At 49.9% G+C, this 17,614-nt stretch carries 17 protein-coding genes; 12 read left to right on the plus strand and 5 right to left on the minus strand.

Annotated features, from left to right (window positions below; genetic code table 11):
- Positions 1–179: 179 nt before the first annotated feature.
- Positions 180–1,889 carry a methyl-accepting chemotaxis protein gene (locus tag KNP92_RS01690; protein ID WP_214835991.1) on the plus strand — a complete coding sequence of 570 codons (1,710 nt, stop codon included), beginning with the start codon at positions 180–182 and terminating at the stop codon, positions 1,887–1,889.
- Between the two features lie 32 nt (positions 1,890–1,921).
- On the opposite strand, the gene KNP92_RS01695 is transcribed toward KNP92_RS01690, so the two are convergent.
- Together KNP92_RS01695 and KNP92_RS01700 are read right to left on the minus strand one after the other, a co-directional pair.
- Entirely contained in the window at positions 1,922–2,344 is a 423-nt protein-coding gene (locus KNP92_RS01695) for a DUF1801 domain-containing protein (protein ID WP_214835994.1), read from the minus strand.
- Positions 2,344–2,700 carry a DUF2200 domain-containing protein gene (locus KNP92_RS01700; RefSeq protein WP_214835997.1) on the minus strand — a complete coding sequence of 119 codons (357 nt, stop codon included), beginning with the start codon at positions 2,698–2,700 and terminating at the stop codon, positions 2,344–2,346. The genes KNP92_RS01695 and KNP92_RS01700 overlap by 1 nt, the downstream gene beginning before the upstream one ends.
- 144 nt (positions 2,701–2,844) lie before the next feature.
- Here KNP92_RS01700 and KNP92_RS01705 point away from each other — a divergent pair, with 144 nt between their 5' ends.
- Positions 2,845–3,297: a MarR family winged helix-turn-helix transcriptional regulator gene (locus KNP92_RS01705; protein ID WP_214836000.1), complete on the plus strand. Its 453-nt coding sequence runs from the start codon at positions 2,845–2,847 to the stop codon at positions 3,295–3,297.
- 14 nt (positions 3,298–3,311) lie between these two features.
- Positions 3,312–3,830: a spermidine/spermine N(1)-acetyltransferase gene (gene paiA / locus KNP92_RS01710; RefSeq protein WP_214836003.1), complete on the plus strand. Its 519-nt coding sequence runs from the start codon at positions 3,312–3,314 to the stop codon at positions 3,828–3,830.
- Here the strand turns inward: paiA and KNP92_RS01715 are convergent.
- Entirely contained in the window at positions 3,805–4,491 is a 687-nt protein-coding gene (locus KNP92_RS01715; protein WP_214836006.1) for a haloacid dehalogenase type II, read from the minus strand. The two genes, paiA and KNP92_RS01715, sit on opposite strands and share 26 nt — an antisense overlap.
- 90 nt (positions 4,492–4,581) lie before the next feature.
- On the opposite strand from KNP92_RS01715, the gene KNP92_RS01720 reads away from it, so the two are divergent.
- On the plus strand, positions 4,582–5,178 hold the full coding sequence (locus KNP92_RS01720; RefSeq protein WP_214836009.1) for an FMN-binding negative transcriptional regulator: 597 nt from the start codon (positions 4,582–4,584) through the stop codon (positions 5,176–5,178).
- A 48-nt stretch (positions 5,179–5,226) separates the two neighbouring features.
- On the opposite strand, the gene KNP92_RS01725 is transcribed toward KNP92_RS01720, so the two are convergent.
- Together KNP92_RS01725 and KNP92_RS01730 are read right to left on the minus strand one after the other, a co-directional pair.
- Positions 5,227–5,847: a YesL family protein gene (locus KNP92_RS01725; protein ID WP_214836022.1), complete on the minus strand. Its 621-nt coding sequence runs from the start codon at positions 5,845–5,847 to the stop codon at positions 5,227–5,229.
- A 25-nt stretch (positions 5,848–5,872) separates the two neighbouring features.
- Entirely contained in the window at positions 5,873–6,997 is a 1,125-nt protein-coding gene (locus KNP92_RS01730) for a GntR family transcriptional regulator (RefSeq protein ID WP_214836025.1), read from the minus strand.
- Between the two features lie 369 nt (positions 6,998–7,366).
- Here KNP92_RS01730 and KNP92_RS01735 point away from each other — a divergent pair, with 369 nt between their 5' ends.
- The 8 genes from KNP92_RS01735 to araA all read left to right on the plus strand — a co-directional run bounded on the left by KNP92_RS01735 (position 7,367) and on the right by araA (position 17,577).
- A complete protein-coding gene (locus tag KNP92_RS01735) occupies positions 7,367–8,716 on the plus strand; it encodes an ABC transporter substrate-binding protein (RefSeq protein ID WP_214836028.1) in 1,350 nt (449 codons plus the stop codon).
- A gap of 68 nt (positions 8,717–8,784) precedes the next feature.
- Positions 8,785–9,681 (plus strand): carbohydrate ABC transporter permease, encoded by an 897-nt coding sequence (locus KNP92_RS01740; RefSeq protein WP_214836043.1) that lies wholly within the window; start codon positions 8,785–8,787, stop codon positions 9,679–9,681.
- Between the two features lie 78 nt (positions 9,682–9,759).
- Complete coding sequence (locus KNP92_RS01745; protein WP_376778120.1) at positions 9,760–10,596, plus strand: carbohydrate ABC transporter permease; 837 nt, start codon at positions 9,760–9,762, stop codon at positions 10,594–10,596.
- Positions 10,597–10,663: 67 nt separating this feature from the next.
- Complete coding sequence (locus tag KNP92_RS01750) at positions 10,664–12,061, plus strand: arabinan endo-1,5-alpha-L-arabinosidase (RefSeq protein WP_214836046.1); 1,398 nt, start codon at positions 10,664–10,666, stop codon at positions 12,059–12,061.
- 15 nt (positions 12,062–12,076) lie between these two features.
- Positions 12,077–13,387: an arabinan endo-1,5-alpha-L-arabinosidase gene (locus KNP92_RS01755; protein ID WP_214836049.1), complete on the plus strand. Its 1,311-nt coding sequence runs from the start codon at positions 12,077–12,079 to the stop codon at positions 13,385–13,387.
- Between the two features lie 279 nt (positions 13,388–13,666).
- Positions 13,667–15,364, plus strand: coding sequence for a ribulokinase (gene araB, locus KNP92_RS01760; protein WP_214836052.1), 1,698 nt, complete (start codon positions 13,667–13,669; stop codon positions 15,362–15,364).
- Positions 15,358–16,056 carry an L-ribulose-5-phosphate 4-epimerase gene (araD, locus tag KNP92_RS01765; protein WP_214836069.1) on the plus strand — a complete coding sequence of 233 codons (699 nt, stop codon included), beginning with the start codon at positions 15,358–15,360 and terminating at the stop codon, positions 16,054–16,056. Before araB ends, araD begins: the two co-directional genes overlap by 7 nt.
- Positions 16,057–16,089: 33 nt before the next feature.
- On the plus strand, positions 16,090–17,577 hold the full coding sequence (araA, locus tag KNP92_RS01770) for an L-arabinose isomerase (protein WP_214836072.1): 1,488 nt from the start codon (positions 16,090–16,092) through the stop codon (positions 17,575–17,577).
- Positions 17,578–17,614 lie beyond the last annotated feature (37 nt).

Consider the following 17,614-nt stretch of genomic DNA (forward strand, 5'->3'; position numbering starts at 1 on the left):
AGCTACGTTATTATCGGACGGAAGTCCTGAATGTTGATTGGAATTGCAGGTTCTCAACGAAAAATATAACTTCGAAATGAATGTCCACTTTGAAAATTTAAAGTTAGGTCAACGAGTGTGTAATCTCGCTTCACGTCTTCGTCCCTTTATACGATACATGGAATAGGAGGGATTAAGAAATGAAAAATTTAAGTATGTCGAAAAAACTGGCCGTCTTGATTGCGGCGTTTATGACGACACTCGTCATCGTTGCGGCGATGAGTCATATAATGATTGGCCGCATGGCGGATACAGGGGAAGGGATTTACGAAGAACGGTTAATCCCGATTCGCGCGCTCGGTCAACTTCGGACAGACAACCGGGCACTCGAAGGCTATCTACTCGAACTCATGTTGACGACCGACGGAAGCCGTAACGAAGAACTTCAGGCAAACATCGAGGAACGTCGAAATGGCATGATTCAAAACTTGAAGACGTTTAATGATACGTATACGTCACGTGACGCTTCGATTAACCAAGAGATTGAAGATTTAAGCGCTGAGATTGAAACGTATTTGGCAGGTGTCGACCCTGTCATGCGTCCGGCACTTCGAAACGAGAACGTCGCCGCATATCGTCAGTACGTGAATGACTTGCGTCCTGTCCGTCTCGCGCTCGTCGAGACAGCGACCGTCGTCATGGACGACATTAATAAAGAAGCGGAAGCAGCAAGTCGGGCGATGCAAGCCGAACGTGAACGGACCGTCCTTATATTTTGGGCGATCGTCCTGATTGGTAGCGTGATTGCGATCGGGTTAGGCATTTACATCACACGTCTCATCGTCCGTCCGATTCGCGAGTTGAACGCGCTCATGAGCCGTTCCGGCGCGGGAGATTTGACCGCGGACAGTTCGTATACGTCTCGTGATGAGGTTGGGACGCTCGCGGCATCCTTCAATCAAATGAATGCAAGCTTACGGACATTGATTGGGAACGTCACGTCGACAGCCGGACGTGTCGCCACATCGTCTGACGATTTGAAGACGAATGTCGAAGAGACGACGAAGGCGACCGAGATGGTAGCGGTCACGATGGAAGAAATCGCGTCAGGGTCGTTACGTCAATTGTCTAGAGTGAAAGAGTCGAACGGGACGATCACCGACTTGACGCGTGGGATTCATCACGTCTCAAACAACGCCCAACAGATGACCGAGCTCTCAGACGGGGCACTTCAAAAAGTTGATACCGGCAACGAACTGATTGAGACGCTCGAAGCCCAGCTCGAAGCGATGAACGAGAAAGTGAAAGTCCTGCAAGCGGTCATCGGCCAACTTGACGTTCGCTCGCAAGAAATCGGTGGCATCACGAGCACGATCTCCGGCATCGCCGAGCAGACGAACTTGCTCGCCTTGAACGCCGCCATCGAAGCGGCACGAGCCGGTGACCAAGGTCGTGGCTTCGCCGTCGTGGCGTCGGAAGTACGGAAACTCGCTGAAGAATCAGCGGTCGCGACGAAACGGATCTCGAGCTTGATCGGCGACACGCAGACGGAGACGAAACAAGCGGTCCAGACGATGCACGTCGTCGAAAGTGAGATGGATCATAGCGTCACGAACGTTCAACAAGCGGGTGTGGCGTTCGATGAGATTAAGCGAGCGATTGAAGAAGTCGGACAAAAAGTCGAGGAAGTGTCGAGTGCAGTCCAAGAGATGGCAGCCGGTGCGACCGAGATTTTGACGTCGGTGAACGAGATTCAAGGCATCACCGAGACGACCGCAAGCGAAACCGAGAACACGTCGGCGGCGACAGAAGAACAGATGGCGTCGATGGAAGAAATTACGGCCTCGGCCCAAGAACTTTCCAACATGGCGGACGAGATGCGCCAGATGACGAAGCGATTCACCGTATAACAAACAGGCAGGTCGGACACCGACCTGCCTGTTTAGCGTGACTCGTATGCGGCAATCCATTTTTCAGGCGTCATTTTCGAGACGAGTTCGCCCATCAACTCGTACGGAATATGCTTCACGTTATTGAAACGGATACAACTTTTACCCATGTCGAGCTTCGTCGGCACCTCTTCGGCGTAACGGCGTTTGAACCAATCGAGCAACGCTTCGTCCGTGTAGACGCCCATATGATAGACGGCGAGATGCCGCTTTTGGGCGATGACACTTAAAAACGGGAGCGGTGTGCCTGGTGTCAAGTGATACCCGGACGGATACGTCGACAGGGGGACGACATAATGGACGCCCGTGCCGTCGGTCGTCTTCTCAAAACCGTCCGGCAGATTCGCGTCGATGACGTCAATCAAGTGGATGAAGGCGTCGAGCCGCTTGTCGTCGACGAGTGTCGCATAATCCATCAAGCGTCACCTCCTCGTAAAATCTTCTCCATCGCCTTGCCTTTTGCGAGTTCATCGACGAGTTTGTCCAAGTAGCGAATCTCGCGCATGAGCGGCTCTTCGACGTTCTCGACACGGACGCCGCAGACGATGCCTTTGATGAGTGCACGGTCTTCGTTCATGTGTGGGGCGTCGGCGAAGAACGTGTCAAAGTCGACCTCAGACGCGAGTTGCTGTTCGAGACCGGCTTCGTCATAGCCGGTCAGCCAACGGATGATCGTGTCGACTTCTGCTTTCGTCCGGCCTTTCCGTTCGGCTTTCGCGATGTAATGCGGATAGACGCTCGAAAAGCTCGTCGTGTAGATGCGGTGTGCCATACACTTCCCCTCGTTTCTTAAATAGATACCTTTATTTTCTCACATTGTGTGTGAAAAGAAATGATAATAATTTTGTTGCAAATGCAATAAAATTTGTTAAACTGAAGATGTAAAGATTCTACATACAATATTCGGGAGGCTTACATGAGAGACCATCTACGAGAGATTGGGATGATTGCCCGCGCGCTCGACTCGATAAGCAACATCGAGTTCAAAGAGCTCGAGTTGACGAAAGGACAATACTTATATGTCGTCCGAATTTGTGAAGAGCCAGGGGTCATCCAGGAAAAGCTGGCCGAACTGATTAAAGTCGACCGCTCGACGGCAGCACGGGCGATTCAAAAGCTTGAGAGAGAGGGGTTCATTCAACGAGTCGACGACCCGCACAATAAGAAAATCAAACGACTGCATCCGACCGAGAAAGGACAAAAAGTCTATCCGTTCATCCTTCGCGAGCATAATCATTCAACAGACGTGGCGCTCATGGGTCTCTCCAATCAAGAAGCCGAGCAACTGCTGCGATTGTTGAAGCGGGTGCGCCGTAACATTGAAGGGGATTGGGAAGCGGTCAAGCGAGGTCACAAACGAGACTATTAAAGGGGGGAAGCCAGATGATTACGATCAAAGCTTGTACACTGGAAGACGTCGACATGCTCCGAGACATTAGCATCGAGACGTTCACGGAGACGTTCGAGGCTGAGAACGATCCGGCGCACCTAAAGGCGTATCTCGAGCGTGCGTACAACGTGCCGCAACTTAGAACGGAACTGTCGAATCCCGACTCGAAATTTTTCTTCGCCACGTTGAACGGGGAAGTGGCCGGTTACTTGAAAGTGAACGCCAATAACGCCCAGACGGAAGCAATGGGAGAGGAAGCGTTCGAGCTCGAGCGAATTTACGTCCGCCGCACGTTTCAAGGGAGCGGTGTCGGGAAAGCTCTCTATGAGCAGGCCGTCCAATGTGCGAACGAATGGGAGAAACGTGAGATTTGGCTTGGCGTCTGGGAACATAATGAAAAAGCGCTCACCTTCTATCGGAAGCAAGGCTTCGTCCAGACGGGAGCGCACACGTTCTATATGGGGGACGACGCACAAGTCGACTTGATTATGGCCAAGCCGCTTCGTCCGTGAGCCACTCGAGCATCCCCTTCAAATCTTCATAGACGGCGTCAGGGGCGAGGTCGAGCGTGTCGAGCGGTTTGCCGTCTCGATTGATCCATGCCGTATGGAACCCGAAGTTTTTCGCCCCGGCGATGTCCCAGCCGTTTGAGGACAGGAACAATACCTCGTTCCGCTCCAGTCCGCTGTTTTTGAACCAATGCATATACGCGGCCGGTGCCGGTTTCGCTTGTTTGACACCGTCGACGCTGACGAGTTCATCGAACAGCTCGGTGAAACCCGCGTTCTCGATGAGCGCCGTGAGCATCGCGTCCGTTCCGTTCGAAAGCACGACGGTCCGTTTCGCGTGGAGTTCGTTCAACACGTCTTTGACCTCCTCGTACGGTGACAACTCGGCATATTTCGCGATCAACACGTCTTCAGTCTCAGGTGTCCACGTCACATCGGCCGCCGACAAGGCGTAGCGGAGCGCTTCGCGCGTGACGACCGAGAAGTCGGCATAACGACCCATGATGTGACGGGTAAAAAAGTAATCGAGCTGTTTCGTCCGCCACGTCTGGCTGATCTGTTCCCCTTTCCCGGGAAATTGTTCCTCACACGCCGTCTTGACGGAATGGACGTCGAACAACGTCCCGTACACATCGAACACGAACGCTTGAATTTTCGGTTTCATAATAACCCCTCCTCAAGTCACATAGCGTCATCTTGTCTTTACCCTACTTGACGCGGCTTAGACGGAGGTGAACCAGACAGGAGGAATTCGATGTACGTCCCAAAACAATACGCCGTGAACGACCCGAAAGAAGTTCAAGCCTTTTTACAAGCCCATCCGTTCGGCACTGTCATCTCACATGACGGGGAGAAGCCGATCGCGACGCACGTGCCGCTCCGCCTGCATGAGACGGACGGACAGCTTTCGTTCACAACGCCTATCGCCAAAGCCAACCCGCAGTGGAAGACGATTGAACAGCAGACGGTGCTCGTCATCGTCCAAGGCCCGGACGCCTATGTGTCGGCGTCGTGGTATGGGCATGAGGACGTGTCGACGTGGAACTATCAGGCAGTCCATCTATATGGGAAAGCGACGATCATGACCGAGGCGGAACTCGAGGACGAGCTGGCTGGTCTGCTTCGGGACCATGAAGGGGAACGGAAAAACGCCGTCGTCTGGGAAGAGCTATCGGAACCGGTAAAACGTCAGAAATACGGCGTCGTCGGTTTTCGAATCGACGTCTCAGAAATCGAGGCAGCGTTCAAACTGAGCCAAAATCGAAACGACGAAGATTACGAACGCATCGTCTCTGAACTTGAACAGGAAGGATGTCCGATGGCGGATGTGATGCGTGCTCATAAAAAATAACCCTTCTCCCCTCTGCGTGACCTACATGCAGAGGGGAGAAGGGTTATTTCATGGCGATTCGATATCGACATGCCGGCTCGTGATGGTGCGGTCTAACTGATGGAGGTACAACTTCGTCGTTAAAAACACGATGAACGAAAAACCGAACAATAAATAGAGGGGAGAACGGTATGCGAGCATACCGAATGCCGTGAATAGCAAGAGCGCGACGATTACGATATAGCCGTAGCGCATGATACTGAATAACGCTAATTTTAAAGCGTCTCTCGTTTTCATTTCATAGTGTGTCAAAATCGGAAACAGGAATAACGAAAGCGCGATGAAAACGAAGCTGATGACGAACAGACCCGTGAAAAGAATCGACTGCCCTGAATCGATTTGACGAATGAGGAAGAAGTCCATAAGCAAGACGATTAAGAACAAACTCCAAGCCGCTCCAAGTTTGTAATGGAGCCGCACCCCTTCCTTGAAGTAGTGAAAGTACGTGCGGAAGACGCTGTAGTCTTGATTAATGGCCCATTGCCGTGTCACAGCACTCAATGCGTACATGGCTGGAAACAACGTGATGACAGGTAAGATGGTTAGTAGAAATACCATATTTAGTTGAACCAGGCTCGTTACAAATTCGAGGGCTTGGAATAGTTTATTGTGTTCATGCTTTAAGTTCATGAGTACCTCCACGAAAATAAGAGAATCAGCCTAATTTTGATTCCAGACGATTATATGGTGCAGTCGAGTTGCGGACGATTAGTTCGGGTTCATACGTATGTGAAGGTGGCGTATCTTTTTTCTCCACAGCTGCAATGATCCACTCAGCAGCATCCCGGCCCAAATCCTGCTTCGGATGGATAATAGAAGTCAATTTCACTTCCGTTGCTACGGCAAGCACGGAATCGTCATATCCAACGAGGGAGACGTCTTGTGGGACAGAGAGGCGCAGATTTCTCAACTGGTCCAACACATTGAGTGCGAGTTGATCGTTATAACATACAATCGCGCTTGGTCTCTCGCCTGTGTTTTCAAACACCCGTTGGATCACGTCGTAAAAAGAAGGCACGAGTTCTTCTGTCGTATACGTTATAATTAATTCTGGTTCTAAAGGAAGGTTGTATTCCCGGAACGCGCGAATGAAGCCGCGCATCCGATGGACCCCTTGAAGGTCATCTGTTTTAAATAATCCCATGATACGCTCGTGCCCGAGTTTAATCAGATGTTCTGCAGCTAAGAAGCCGCCCTTCTCGTCATCCATGATTAAGTAAGGGGGAGTCAGCTGCGAATAGTATTGGTTGATCATTAAATAAGGCGTATGCTGTTGCTCGAGCTCCAAATAATATTTGATATTTGGATTATAGCTACTGCTCTTGGTCGGCTCGACAATCAAGCCGTCAATTTGGCGATCTAGCATCATTTCTAGACATTGACGTTCCTTCTCGACGTTGTTATCTGTACAAGACAACGTTAACGTATATCCTTTTGAAGCCAAATGAGATTCAATCCCACGGATAATGGATGGAAAGATATAATCAGACATATAAGTCGTAATAACCCCAATGTTCTTCCCGTTACTCGACCGTTCAGTCGCTTGAGGAGTGGCGCTCGGAAGAACGGGAGAACAGTATGTGCCTGAGCCCTGTTCTCGATAAAGGTAACCTTCGTTCACTAATTCTCCAACAGCTTGACGAATGGTATGGCGGCTAACTCCAAATGATTGAACCAGTTCATTTTCAGAAGGAATTTTTTCACTTGGCCTTACCGTCCCGTCTTTGATCCATTCAAGAATATGATCTTTGACCATATTGTACTTTGTACGTTGTGCCATCTGGCGTCCCTGCTTTCTCTCATGTACGTCCAACAACTCATACGTACAAGATATAATCTTACTTACATATTACCAAACAAATGTACTGTTTACTATGGATATGCATAAAATCAAGTCAACTTTTCGAAAAATATGTACGGATGAAATACAAAAATAAGTAAAAAATCAAATTGACATGTACGAACGTGTGTAATAGACTCAAATTGTACAGAAAACGCTTTCATTGTTGTCTTGTCTTATTATTTAGCTAATGTTTGTATAGTGTTGTGTGGGCTTCACTATACAGTATTCTTTTTTATTTAACTTAACATGTACGTACATGTTTTTTCATGCTTTACCCATGAATATAAAGTGATGGAGGAATTTACAATGAATCGTAAATCGAAAAAAATGTTTGCATTAACGATGTCGGCATTAATGACCACTTCTTTGGCACTCGCTGGTTGTTCGAGCGATGAGGCAGGCGCTGATGGTAAAGTTGAACTGACGTTTATGTTCCGTGGAAATCCAGAAGAGTTAAAAGCTTATCAAGCAACGGTAAAACGTTTTGAAGAAGCCAACAAAGACGTGAAAGTAACGATGGTGCAGACGGCACCGGATCAGTACGATACCAAACTCAAATCGGCAATCGCAGGCCGAAAAATTCCTGACGTTTTCTTCTATAACCCTGCCCAAGTAAAGGCATATGTAAACTCAGGCGTGCTACTCGATATTACAGAGGCGGTTGAAAATTCTGAGGACGTCAAGTTAGATGATATTTGGGAGAAGGGTGTCGACAAGTATCGTTTTGATGGTAAGACGCTTGGAGAAGGGGCGATTTATGGGCTCCCAAAAGACTTAGGTCCGTTTGCACTCGGCTACAACAAGACGATGTTCGAAGAAGCAGGTGTGCCGCTCCCGGATAAAGACAAACCGTACACGTGGGATGAGTTCGTAGACGTAGCCAAACAATTGACAAAAGATACGAATGGTGACGGAAAGATGGATCAGTACGGTACCGGGTTCAACGTAAACTGGGCTCTTCAGCCGTTCGTTTGGAGCAACGGGGCGGATTGGATCAACGAAGACGGTACGAAAGTGACGATTGATGATCCGAAGTTCATTGAAGCGTTACAATTTTTCGTCGATCAACAGTTAAAACATGGGATCACACCATCAATCGGAGAAACGCAGACTCTCGACACGTACCAGCGGTGGTTGAAAGGGCAACTCGCCTTCTTCCCGGTCGGACCTTGGGATATGGCGGCCTTTAAGGAACAACTGAAATTTGAGTATGACTTACTTCCATGGCCAGCTGGTTCGACAGGTAAAGCGTCTGGTTGGGTCGGTTCACTCGGGATTGGTGTCGGTTCGACGACGAAACATAAAGAGAAGGCAGCAGAGTTAGCCATGTACTTGTCTGCGGACCAAGAAGGTCAACAAGCGCTCGTAGACGCACAAGTTCAATTGCCGAACAGTATGGAAATCGCAGAAACTTGGGCGGCAGATACATCCATTCAACCCGAAAATAAACAAGAATTCCTTGATTTAATCAACGACTATGGTCGTGGTTTCCCTGCTGAAAAAACATATACAGCAGAATGGTATGATGAGTTCTTCAAAAACATCCAGCCTGTACTCGACGGCAAAACGTCGGTCGAAGATTACGTGAAGACGGCCCAGCCGAAAATGCAGAAATTGCTCGATGCGGCAATCGAACAAGAGAAGCAGGCGAACTGATCAGAGAGGCGAAACGGGGTGGCGTGATGCGCCACCCACGTCTCTGACGTTGAAAGGATGGAAGAACAATGAAGACAAAAACGATTTCGAAGTTATATCGAACAGAACAACGCTACGCTTACCTGTTCGTTGCGGCACCGGTCATTGGGTTCTTCCTCTTCGCGTTCGTACCGTTGATGTATTCTGTTTACGGCGCCTTCACGAATTGGAACGGTCTCGGGCAAATGAAATTTATCGGGTTTGAGAACTTCGTTAATTTGTTCAAAGATGAATATTTTTATAAATCTATGTACAATACGCTGTTTATGATGATTGGAATTCCGATTGGGATTGTCCTTGCTCTCCTGCTCGCCCTCGCATTGAACCGTGGGATTTTTGGGACGAATACGTTTCGAGTGATTTACTATATTCCCGTCATCTCGTCAATTGCTGCCGTGTCGATTTTGTGGCAATGGGCGTACAACGGAGATTATGGATTGGTTAACCAGTTTTTGGCCTTGATCGGAATCGATGGGCCGAACTGGCTTCAAAACACGGATACCGTCAAACCAGCGCTCATTCTCATGGCGATTTGGAAAGGGCTTGGCTACACGATGCTCCTTTATTTGGCGGCACTTCAAAGTGTTCCAAAATCATTTTATGAAGCGGCGAAGCTCGATGGCGCCAACGCATGGCAAAGTTTTTTACACATCACGCTCCCGATGGTCAAGCCGGTCACATTTTTCATTATCGTGACGAACATCATCGGTGGAGCTCAAATTTTTACGGAAATCAACGTAATGACACCAACCGGGGGTCCAGAGTACTCGTCTGCTTCTGCGGTCTTCTACATTTGGCAAAAATCGTTCGGGAACTTCCAACTCGGTTACGCTTCGGCGATGGCGCTCGTCCTTGGGCTCTTCATTTTCATCGTCACGTTACTCCAATTCCGAATGAATGAAAAATCATCATTCGATCTTGATTGATCGAATCGTGTTAAGGAAAGGAGAATGACCATGCAATTAGCTCTTTCACGGAAAAAAGAGAACGTGGAAACGATGTCGATGAAAAAGAAGGACCGGATCACGGATTTCTTCATTTTTATTTTCCTATCTGTCGGAGCGGTCGTGATGATCGCACCGTTGCTCTGGATGGTGTCGACGTCGCTCAAATCAAAAGAGGATGTGTTCGCACTCCCACCGGTATGGATTCCGACGGATATTTCGTTTAGCAAATATACGGAAATTTGGAGTATGGGTCCCTTGTTGTCCGGGATATCGAACAGTTTGATTGTCGCATTATCCGTCACGATCGTCGGGACGTTCACATCGAGCTTAGCAGCGTTCGCGTTCGCAAAGTTGAACTTCAGAGGGAAGAATAAAATATTCCTCCTCTTATTCGCTTCCGTTATGATTCCATACCCGGTACTCATGATTCCTCAGTTCATGATGTTCTCAAGTATCGGTTGGGTCGACACCTTGTTACCTTTGATCGTTCCAGGATTGTTTGGGAATATCTTTATGATTTTCTTCTTGCGGCAATTTTTGAACAGTATTCCCAACTCGATTATCGAGGCGGCGAAGATTGATGGTTGCTCGTACTTCCAAATCTTCTACAAGATTATCTTCCCGCTAATCAAGCCGGCCGTGGCCGCGCAATTGATTCTTTGGTTCATGGCAATCTGGAACGACTATCTCGGCCCGATTCTATATTTGAACTCGCCGGAGAAACAGACGCTTCAACTTGTCATTGCAAACTTTAACGCATCGTATGCAATTCAAAGTGATTATCCGTTAATCATGGCCGCGTCCGTCGTGGCCTTACTCCCGATGTTAATCGTCTTCATGATCTTCCAAAAACAGATCATCGAATCGATTGCGATTTCTGGTGTGAAGGGCTGAGGTGTGACGAGACAGAGGCACCCGTCTTTTTAGGCGGGTGCCTTTTTGATGGAGAAAGGAGATTGAAATGAAAAAAATGATGGTCTGGATGGTGTTGCTCGCCGTCGTGGGCGGAGTCTTATTCTGGCAGACGACGAGTGCTTCCATCGATGAGTCGGCACTTCCGGAAGCGCCGTTTAAGGAGAAAGTAGAAGATGTGATGCCTGAGGTGCTCAACAAAGAGGGCGAGTGGACGACGAACTTCACGCATGACGGAGCGATTATGAAAGACGGAGACACGTATTATGTCTTCTCAACGGATTACATGGTAGGGAGTCCACCGACGCCTGGCATACAAATCCGTAAATCGACGGATCTCGTTCATTGGGAGTTCGTCGGTCGTGTGTTCGATCAAGTGTCTGAAGAGGCGTTCGCCTGGGCCGGCGGAAATACGTTTTGGGCCCCGGCAATCACCAAAATCGGGAGTCGGTTTCACATGTACTATTCCGTATCAGGGGTCGGGAGCCGGACGTCGTACATCGGGCTAGCGACCGCGTCAATGATTGAAGGTCCTTGGAAAGACGAAGGTGCCGTCGTGACGTCGAAAGAAGGGGACGGGGGTGTGGCCAACGCAATCGACCCTCATGTGACGCAAGATGCGAAAGGCAAATGGTGGATGACGTATGGCTCGTATTTCGGTGGAATTTTTTTAGTAGAGATTGACCCGAACACAGGGAAGCGAGTGGACGAATCATCAGAAGGGACGTTGCTCGCTAAGCGGAAAGATATGTCGATGGGCATCGAAGGTCCGGAAATTCTATACAACGAGGAGACGGGCTATTATTACTTGATGGTATCGTACGGGTGGCTTGAAGATACGTACAACGTCCGGATCGGTCGCTCGAAGTCAATCACGGGGCCGTTCGTCGACTCGCAAGGTCGAGACTTACGGGACGAATCGGATGAGTCATTTGATACAGGTATGAAAATCATAGGATCGTATCGTTTTGACGGAGATGACGGGTACGTCGGGACCGGACACTCTGCATTTTTGCAAGACGGGACTGACACGTTCGTACTTCATCAGGCGCGGCCGAGTGAAGACATTTACTGGTCACAGCTGCATGTCCGAAAAGTGTATTGGACAAAGGACGGTTGGCCGGCCGTCTCGCCTGAGCGTTACGCCGAGGAAGTGGAAATCGAGGTCGAGGACGCTCACCTTGTCGGAGACTGGGATGTCATCACGTTCCCGCGATTCGACGATGGACAGCAAGAATCAAGTACATTGACGTTAACACGAGGCGGACAACTTAAAAACGAGAGCGGCTCGTGGAAGCTAGATGGATCAGGCTTGGAGCTTCAAGTCGGTCAAGAGACGTATGAGACGCAAGTCGGAGCGGCTTGGGACTGGGAGAAGTGGAAACCGACGATTATCTTCACAGGTCTGAGCGAGGATGGGACCGCCGTATGGGGCAAAAAACAATAAAAGGAGAAACAAGACATGCAAAAACTGAACAGTCCGAGACGAGAAGAACGTTATGTGCTAGAACGATTGACGAACGAAACGATGTGGGGCACGCACAACGCCCATGACCCGGCATCCATCAAAGTGGGGGATTGGTATTATGTGTTCTCGACGGACGCTGCTCATGGGCACCGAGTCGACGGGGGGATTCAAGTACGCCGCTCGAAAGATTTGATCCATTGGGAGTACGTCGGTTTGGCGCTTGAGGAACTTCCGGCCGAGGCGGTGGAATGGACTGGGGCGCCAGGGCTTTGGGCGCCGGAAATCGTGTTCATGGGTGGTCGCTATGTCATGTACTATGCAGCTTCACAATTTGGACAGACGCAATCCTATATCGGTGTCGCCAGCGCGGACACGATTGAAGGGCCGTGGCAGGATCTCGGGCTCGTCGTGAAGAGTGTGGCCGGGACATCGGGGCCGAACGCGATTGACCCGAATATCACGTTCGATGAGCATGGTGAGCCGTGGCTCGTGTACGGCAGTTTTTTCGGTGGGTTATACGTGTTCCCCGTCGACCCCGAGACTGGTAAGAAACGTTCAGGAAGTGAAGAGACGTTAATCGCGAAACGGCATCAAAGCGTCGAAGGGGCGATTGAGGGTCCATACATCGTATATCGCGAGACGGATCGTCATTATTACTTATTCGTTTCTTACGACTCTCTCTTCAAGGATTATCATATTCGTGTGGCCCGATCGATATCCATCACCGGGCCGTATGTCGATTTTGACGGGAACGTCATGACCGATCTCGAAATGGACCCACAACAAGTCGGCATGAAGGTGTTGGGCGGCTATCGGTTTGAAAACAATGAAGGCTGGGTCGGACCTGGTCATAATTCCATTCTTCAAGATGAGGGCGATGATTATATCGTTCACCATGTCAGAGGTGAAACAGATCCGCACTGGCATGAGCTGCACATTCGAAAAATCATTTGGACAGAATCGGGTTGGCCACTCGTTTCACCGGAGCGCTATGCTGGGGAAACGGAACGCCCTGTCGAGATGGAGGAGCTCTTCGGCGACTGGGAGTGGATTTATATGGATCAAACAAATCATGGCGTCCTGCCGTCGGAAAAGATTCAACTTCAGACAGACGGAACATTTGTGACGGAGGATGGTGGGCGAGGTCGGTATGAGAAGGTGACGGACACGAGTATCAAGCTACATGGTTCTGTAGGGATGACCTGGTATATGTTACCGGGATGGGACTGGGAAAATTGGCGAGAGACGCTCGTGTTCGCGGCGCTATCTGATCGGGGTCACGTGTTTATAGGGAAGAAACTATAAATATACGTACAACTTTTGTCGTTTCTAATAAAAATGGAATGTCACATTTTTATTAGAAAAAACGTCAAAAATGTAAATAAAGCACGAAAAACAGTTGATTAATTTAAAATAGTTGATACAATCAAGATGTAAGTTATACGTACAACTTGGTTGTAACTTTTTGTTTTCTGTATGAAATATCGATTGATTTTAAATAGTTGTACGGATGAAAAGAAAGGAGTGCCCACACACTTTATTTTTTCATCCTTTATGTAAGCGCATTCTTTTGGAGGCAGGGTGATGAATATGGCCAACTATACAATCGGCATCGACTATGGGACGCAATCAGGACGTGCCGTTCTCGTTGACGTCGCGACAGGTCAAGAAGTGGCAATGGCCGTCAAACCATACACACATGGCGTGATGGATGAATATTTACCGGACGGGGTGACCCGTCTCGAACATGATTGGGCGCTCCAACATCCACAAGACTATTTAGAAGTATTAGAAATCACGATTCCGGCCGTCGTCAAAGAAGCGGGGATCACACCCGACCAAGTCGTCGGGCTCGGCATCGATTTCACAGCATGCACGATTTTACCGATAGACGAACATTTGACCCCTCTTTGTTTCCTAGAGGAACATCAGCAAAACCCACACAGCTACGTGAAGCTTTGGAAGCATCACGCTGCGCAAGACGAAGCGGACGAATTGAACCGCATTGCAGCCGAACGGGGCGAAGACTTCTTGAAACGATATGGCGGGAAAATCTCATCGGAATGGATGATTCCGAAAGTGTGGCAAATCTTGAACGAAGCGCCGGCCATTTACGAAGCGGCGGACCAGATTCTAGAAGCGACCGATTGGGTCATCTCCCAGATGACAGGTCGCGTCGTACGGAACAGTTGTACAGCTGGATATAAAGCCATTTGGCATAAACAAGACGGATACCCGTCGAACGAGTTCTTCAAAGCGCTCGATCCACGACTAGAAAACGTCGTCGAAGAAAAACTATCGCGCGACATTGCGCCGATTGGATCTAAAGCGGGTGAACTGACAGTAGCGTTCGCAGCGCGGATCGGACTTCTCCCTGGCACGGCTGTGGCGGTCGCAAACGTTGACGCCCACGTGGCGGTCCCTGCCGTCGGTATTGCAGAACCTGGCAAGATGTTGATGGTCATGGGCACGTCGACATGCCATATCCTGCTTGGGGAAGACGAACAAGTCGTCCCAGGCATGTGCGGTGTCGTTGAAGACGGCGTTATTCCCGGGTTAATGGGGTACGAAGCCGGACAATCGTGTGTCGGAGACCATTTTGAATGGTTTACCGAGACGTGTGTTCCCGGTCACTATGTTGAAGAGGCAGCCTTGAAAGGCATCGGGATTCATCAATTGTTGACGGAAAAGGCAGCTCGTCAACGTGTCGGCGAGAGCGGACTCGTCGCCCTCGACTGGTGGAATGGAAACCGATCGACGCTCGTCGATACAAATTTAACAGGTGTGTTAATTGGGGCGACGTTGCTGACGAAACCGGAAGACATATACCGAGCCTTGATTGAAGCGACAGCGTACGGGACACGGACGATTGTGGAAGCATTCCGACATAGCGGCGTCCCGGTACACGAAGTATATGCGGCCGGTGGAATTGCTGAGAAGAACGCTCTCATGATGCAAATCTATGCGGACGTTCTGAACATGGAAATCAAAATCTCAGCCTCTTCCCAAACGCCAGCCCTCGGATCAGCGATGTTTGGAGCGGTTGCGGCCGGTGCAGAGCGAGGCGGTTACGCTACAATCACGGAAGCAGCGGCACAGATGGGGCGCGTCAAAGAAGAGACGTACAAGCCGATTCCAGAAAACGTCGCGACGTATGACGCGTTGTTTGCCGAATATACAAAACTTTACGACTACTTCGGTCGCGGTGAAAATGATGTGATGAAGCGCTTGAAAAAAATCAAAGCGGAGGCGTCGCGCGTGAAGGAGGAACCGGTATGGTGAGTCGCGCTTTGAAGGAAGCGGTGCTCGAAGCAAACTTGGCACTTCCGGAGCATGGTCTAGTCACATTCACATGGGGCAATGTCAGCGGGATCGACCGCGACGCCGGATTGGTCGTAATTAAGCCGAGCGGTGTCCCTTATGACCGGTTGACCGTGGAGGATATGGTCGTTGTCGATTTAGAGGGCAACATCGTCGAAGGAGAGCTTCGTCCTTCATCAGACACACCGACGCATCTCGCGCTCTATCGGTCTCTCCCTGAAATTGGAGGTATCGTGCATACCCATTCACCATGGGCGACGAGCTGGGCGCAGGCCAAGCGAGCGATTCCGGCGTTTGGAACGACGCATGCGGATTACTTTTATGGTGAGATTCCTTGCACACGCGAATTGACGGACGAAGAGATTGAAACGGCATATGAGCTCGAGACCGGACATGTCATTTTAGAAACGCTCGACGAGCTCATGCTCGAGACAGTCGCCGTACCCGGCGTACTAGTGGCCAACCACGCGCCGTTTTGTTGGGGTAAAAACGCGGACGAGGCCGTCCATAACGCGGTCGTTCTCGAAGAAGTCGCTAAGATGGGTCTTCATGCCTTGAACTTGAATCCGGGTCTGACACCGATTAAACAGAGCATTTTAGATAAACATTATTTGCGAAAACATGGGGCGAACGCATACTACGGCCAAAAATGACCGGTACTTCGCTTCCACATAGGGGGACTTTGGATGTTGACAGCAAAAACATATGAATTTTGGTTCGTGACGGGAAGCCAAATGCTTTACGGCGAAGACGTGCTGCGACAAGTGGAAGAGCATTCAAAAGAGATGGTGACCGGTCTTGATGCGACTGGCGTCTTTAGCGACCGAATCGTCTTTAAGGGCGTCGTCAAAAACGCAGAAGAGATTCGTCAAATGATGCTACAAGCCAATGCGGATGATTCCTGTGCGGGCGTCATCACCTGGATGCACACGTTCTCACCATCGAAGATGTGGATCAGCGGCATGCGCATCTTGCAAAAGCCGTTGCTCCATTTCGGTACTCAGTTCAACCGAGACATCCCATGGGATGCAATCGACATGGACTTCATGAACTTGAACCAATCGGCGCACGGGGACCGGGAGCATGGCTTCATCACGAGCCGGATGAACGTCAAACGCAAAGTGCTCGTCGGGCACTGGGAAGACGAGACGACGCGCGGCAAGATGGCGAGCTGGATGAAAGTCGCTCATGCGTTAGCCGAAAGCAAAGTGTTAAAAGTGGCACGTTTCGGTGACAACATGCGAAACGTCGCCGTGACGGAAGGCGATAAAGTCGAAGCACAGATTCGACTCGGTTGGACAGTGGACGGATATGGGGTTGGCGACCTTGTCGCATACATGAATGCTGTGACTGATGCGGACCTCGATACGTTGATGGACGAGTATGCGTTTCGTTACGAGTTGACGAACAAAAGTATGGTTGAAGAGGAGTTTCTAGCTTCGGTTCGTTATCAAGGCCGGATTGAACTCGGTATGAAAGCCTTTCTCGAGGCCGGTGGCTATACTGCCTTCACGACGACGTTTGAGGACTTACATGGCATGAAGCAGTTACCAGGTCTCGCGGTCCAACGCTTGATGGAGCAAGGCTATGGCTTTGCTGGAGAAGGTGACTGGAAGACGGCGGCATTGGTTCGTCTGATGAAAATCATGGCGAACAACGAGCGGACATCGTTCATGGAAGATTATACGTACCACTTTGAGCCGGGCAACGAGATGGTGCTTGGTGCCCACATGCTAGAAATTTGTCCGACGATCGCTGTCAATCAACCAAGAATTGAAGTCCACCCGCTCGGTATCGGCGACCGGGAAGCACCGGCCCGTATGGTTTTCGAAGGGCAGAGCGGCAAAGCGTTGAATGCCAGCATCATCGATCTCGGTCATCGCTTCCGCCTTCTCGTTAACACAGTCGAAGGCATCCAGCCCGAAGAGGCGATGCCAAACTTACCGGTCGCCCGCGTTCTTTGGAAAACAGAACCTTCGATGGCGCAAGCGGTCGAAAACTGGATTCAAGCCGGTGGGGCACATCACACTTGTTATTCGTATGAAGTGACGACCGACCAGCTGCGGGACTTTGCTGAACTGCTTGACGTTGAGATTGCGGTAATCGACGCGAAGACGGAGACGGTTCAATTTAACAATGAACTGCGTTGGAACGAACTTTACTATCGACCATAATCTAAAGGGCCACTTCGTTGGCCCTTCTTCATGGAGG

Source organism: Exiguobacterium sp. s122, from assembly GCF_018618475.1.
GTDB classification, from domain to species: Bacteria; Bacillota; Bacilli; order Exiguobacteriales; family Exiguobacteriaceae; genus Exiguobacterium; species Exiguobacterium himgiriensis.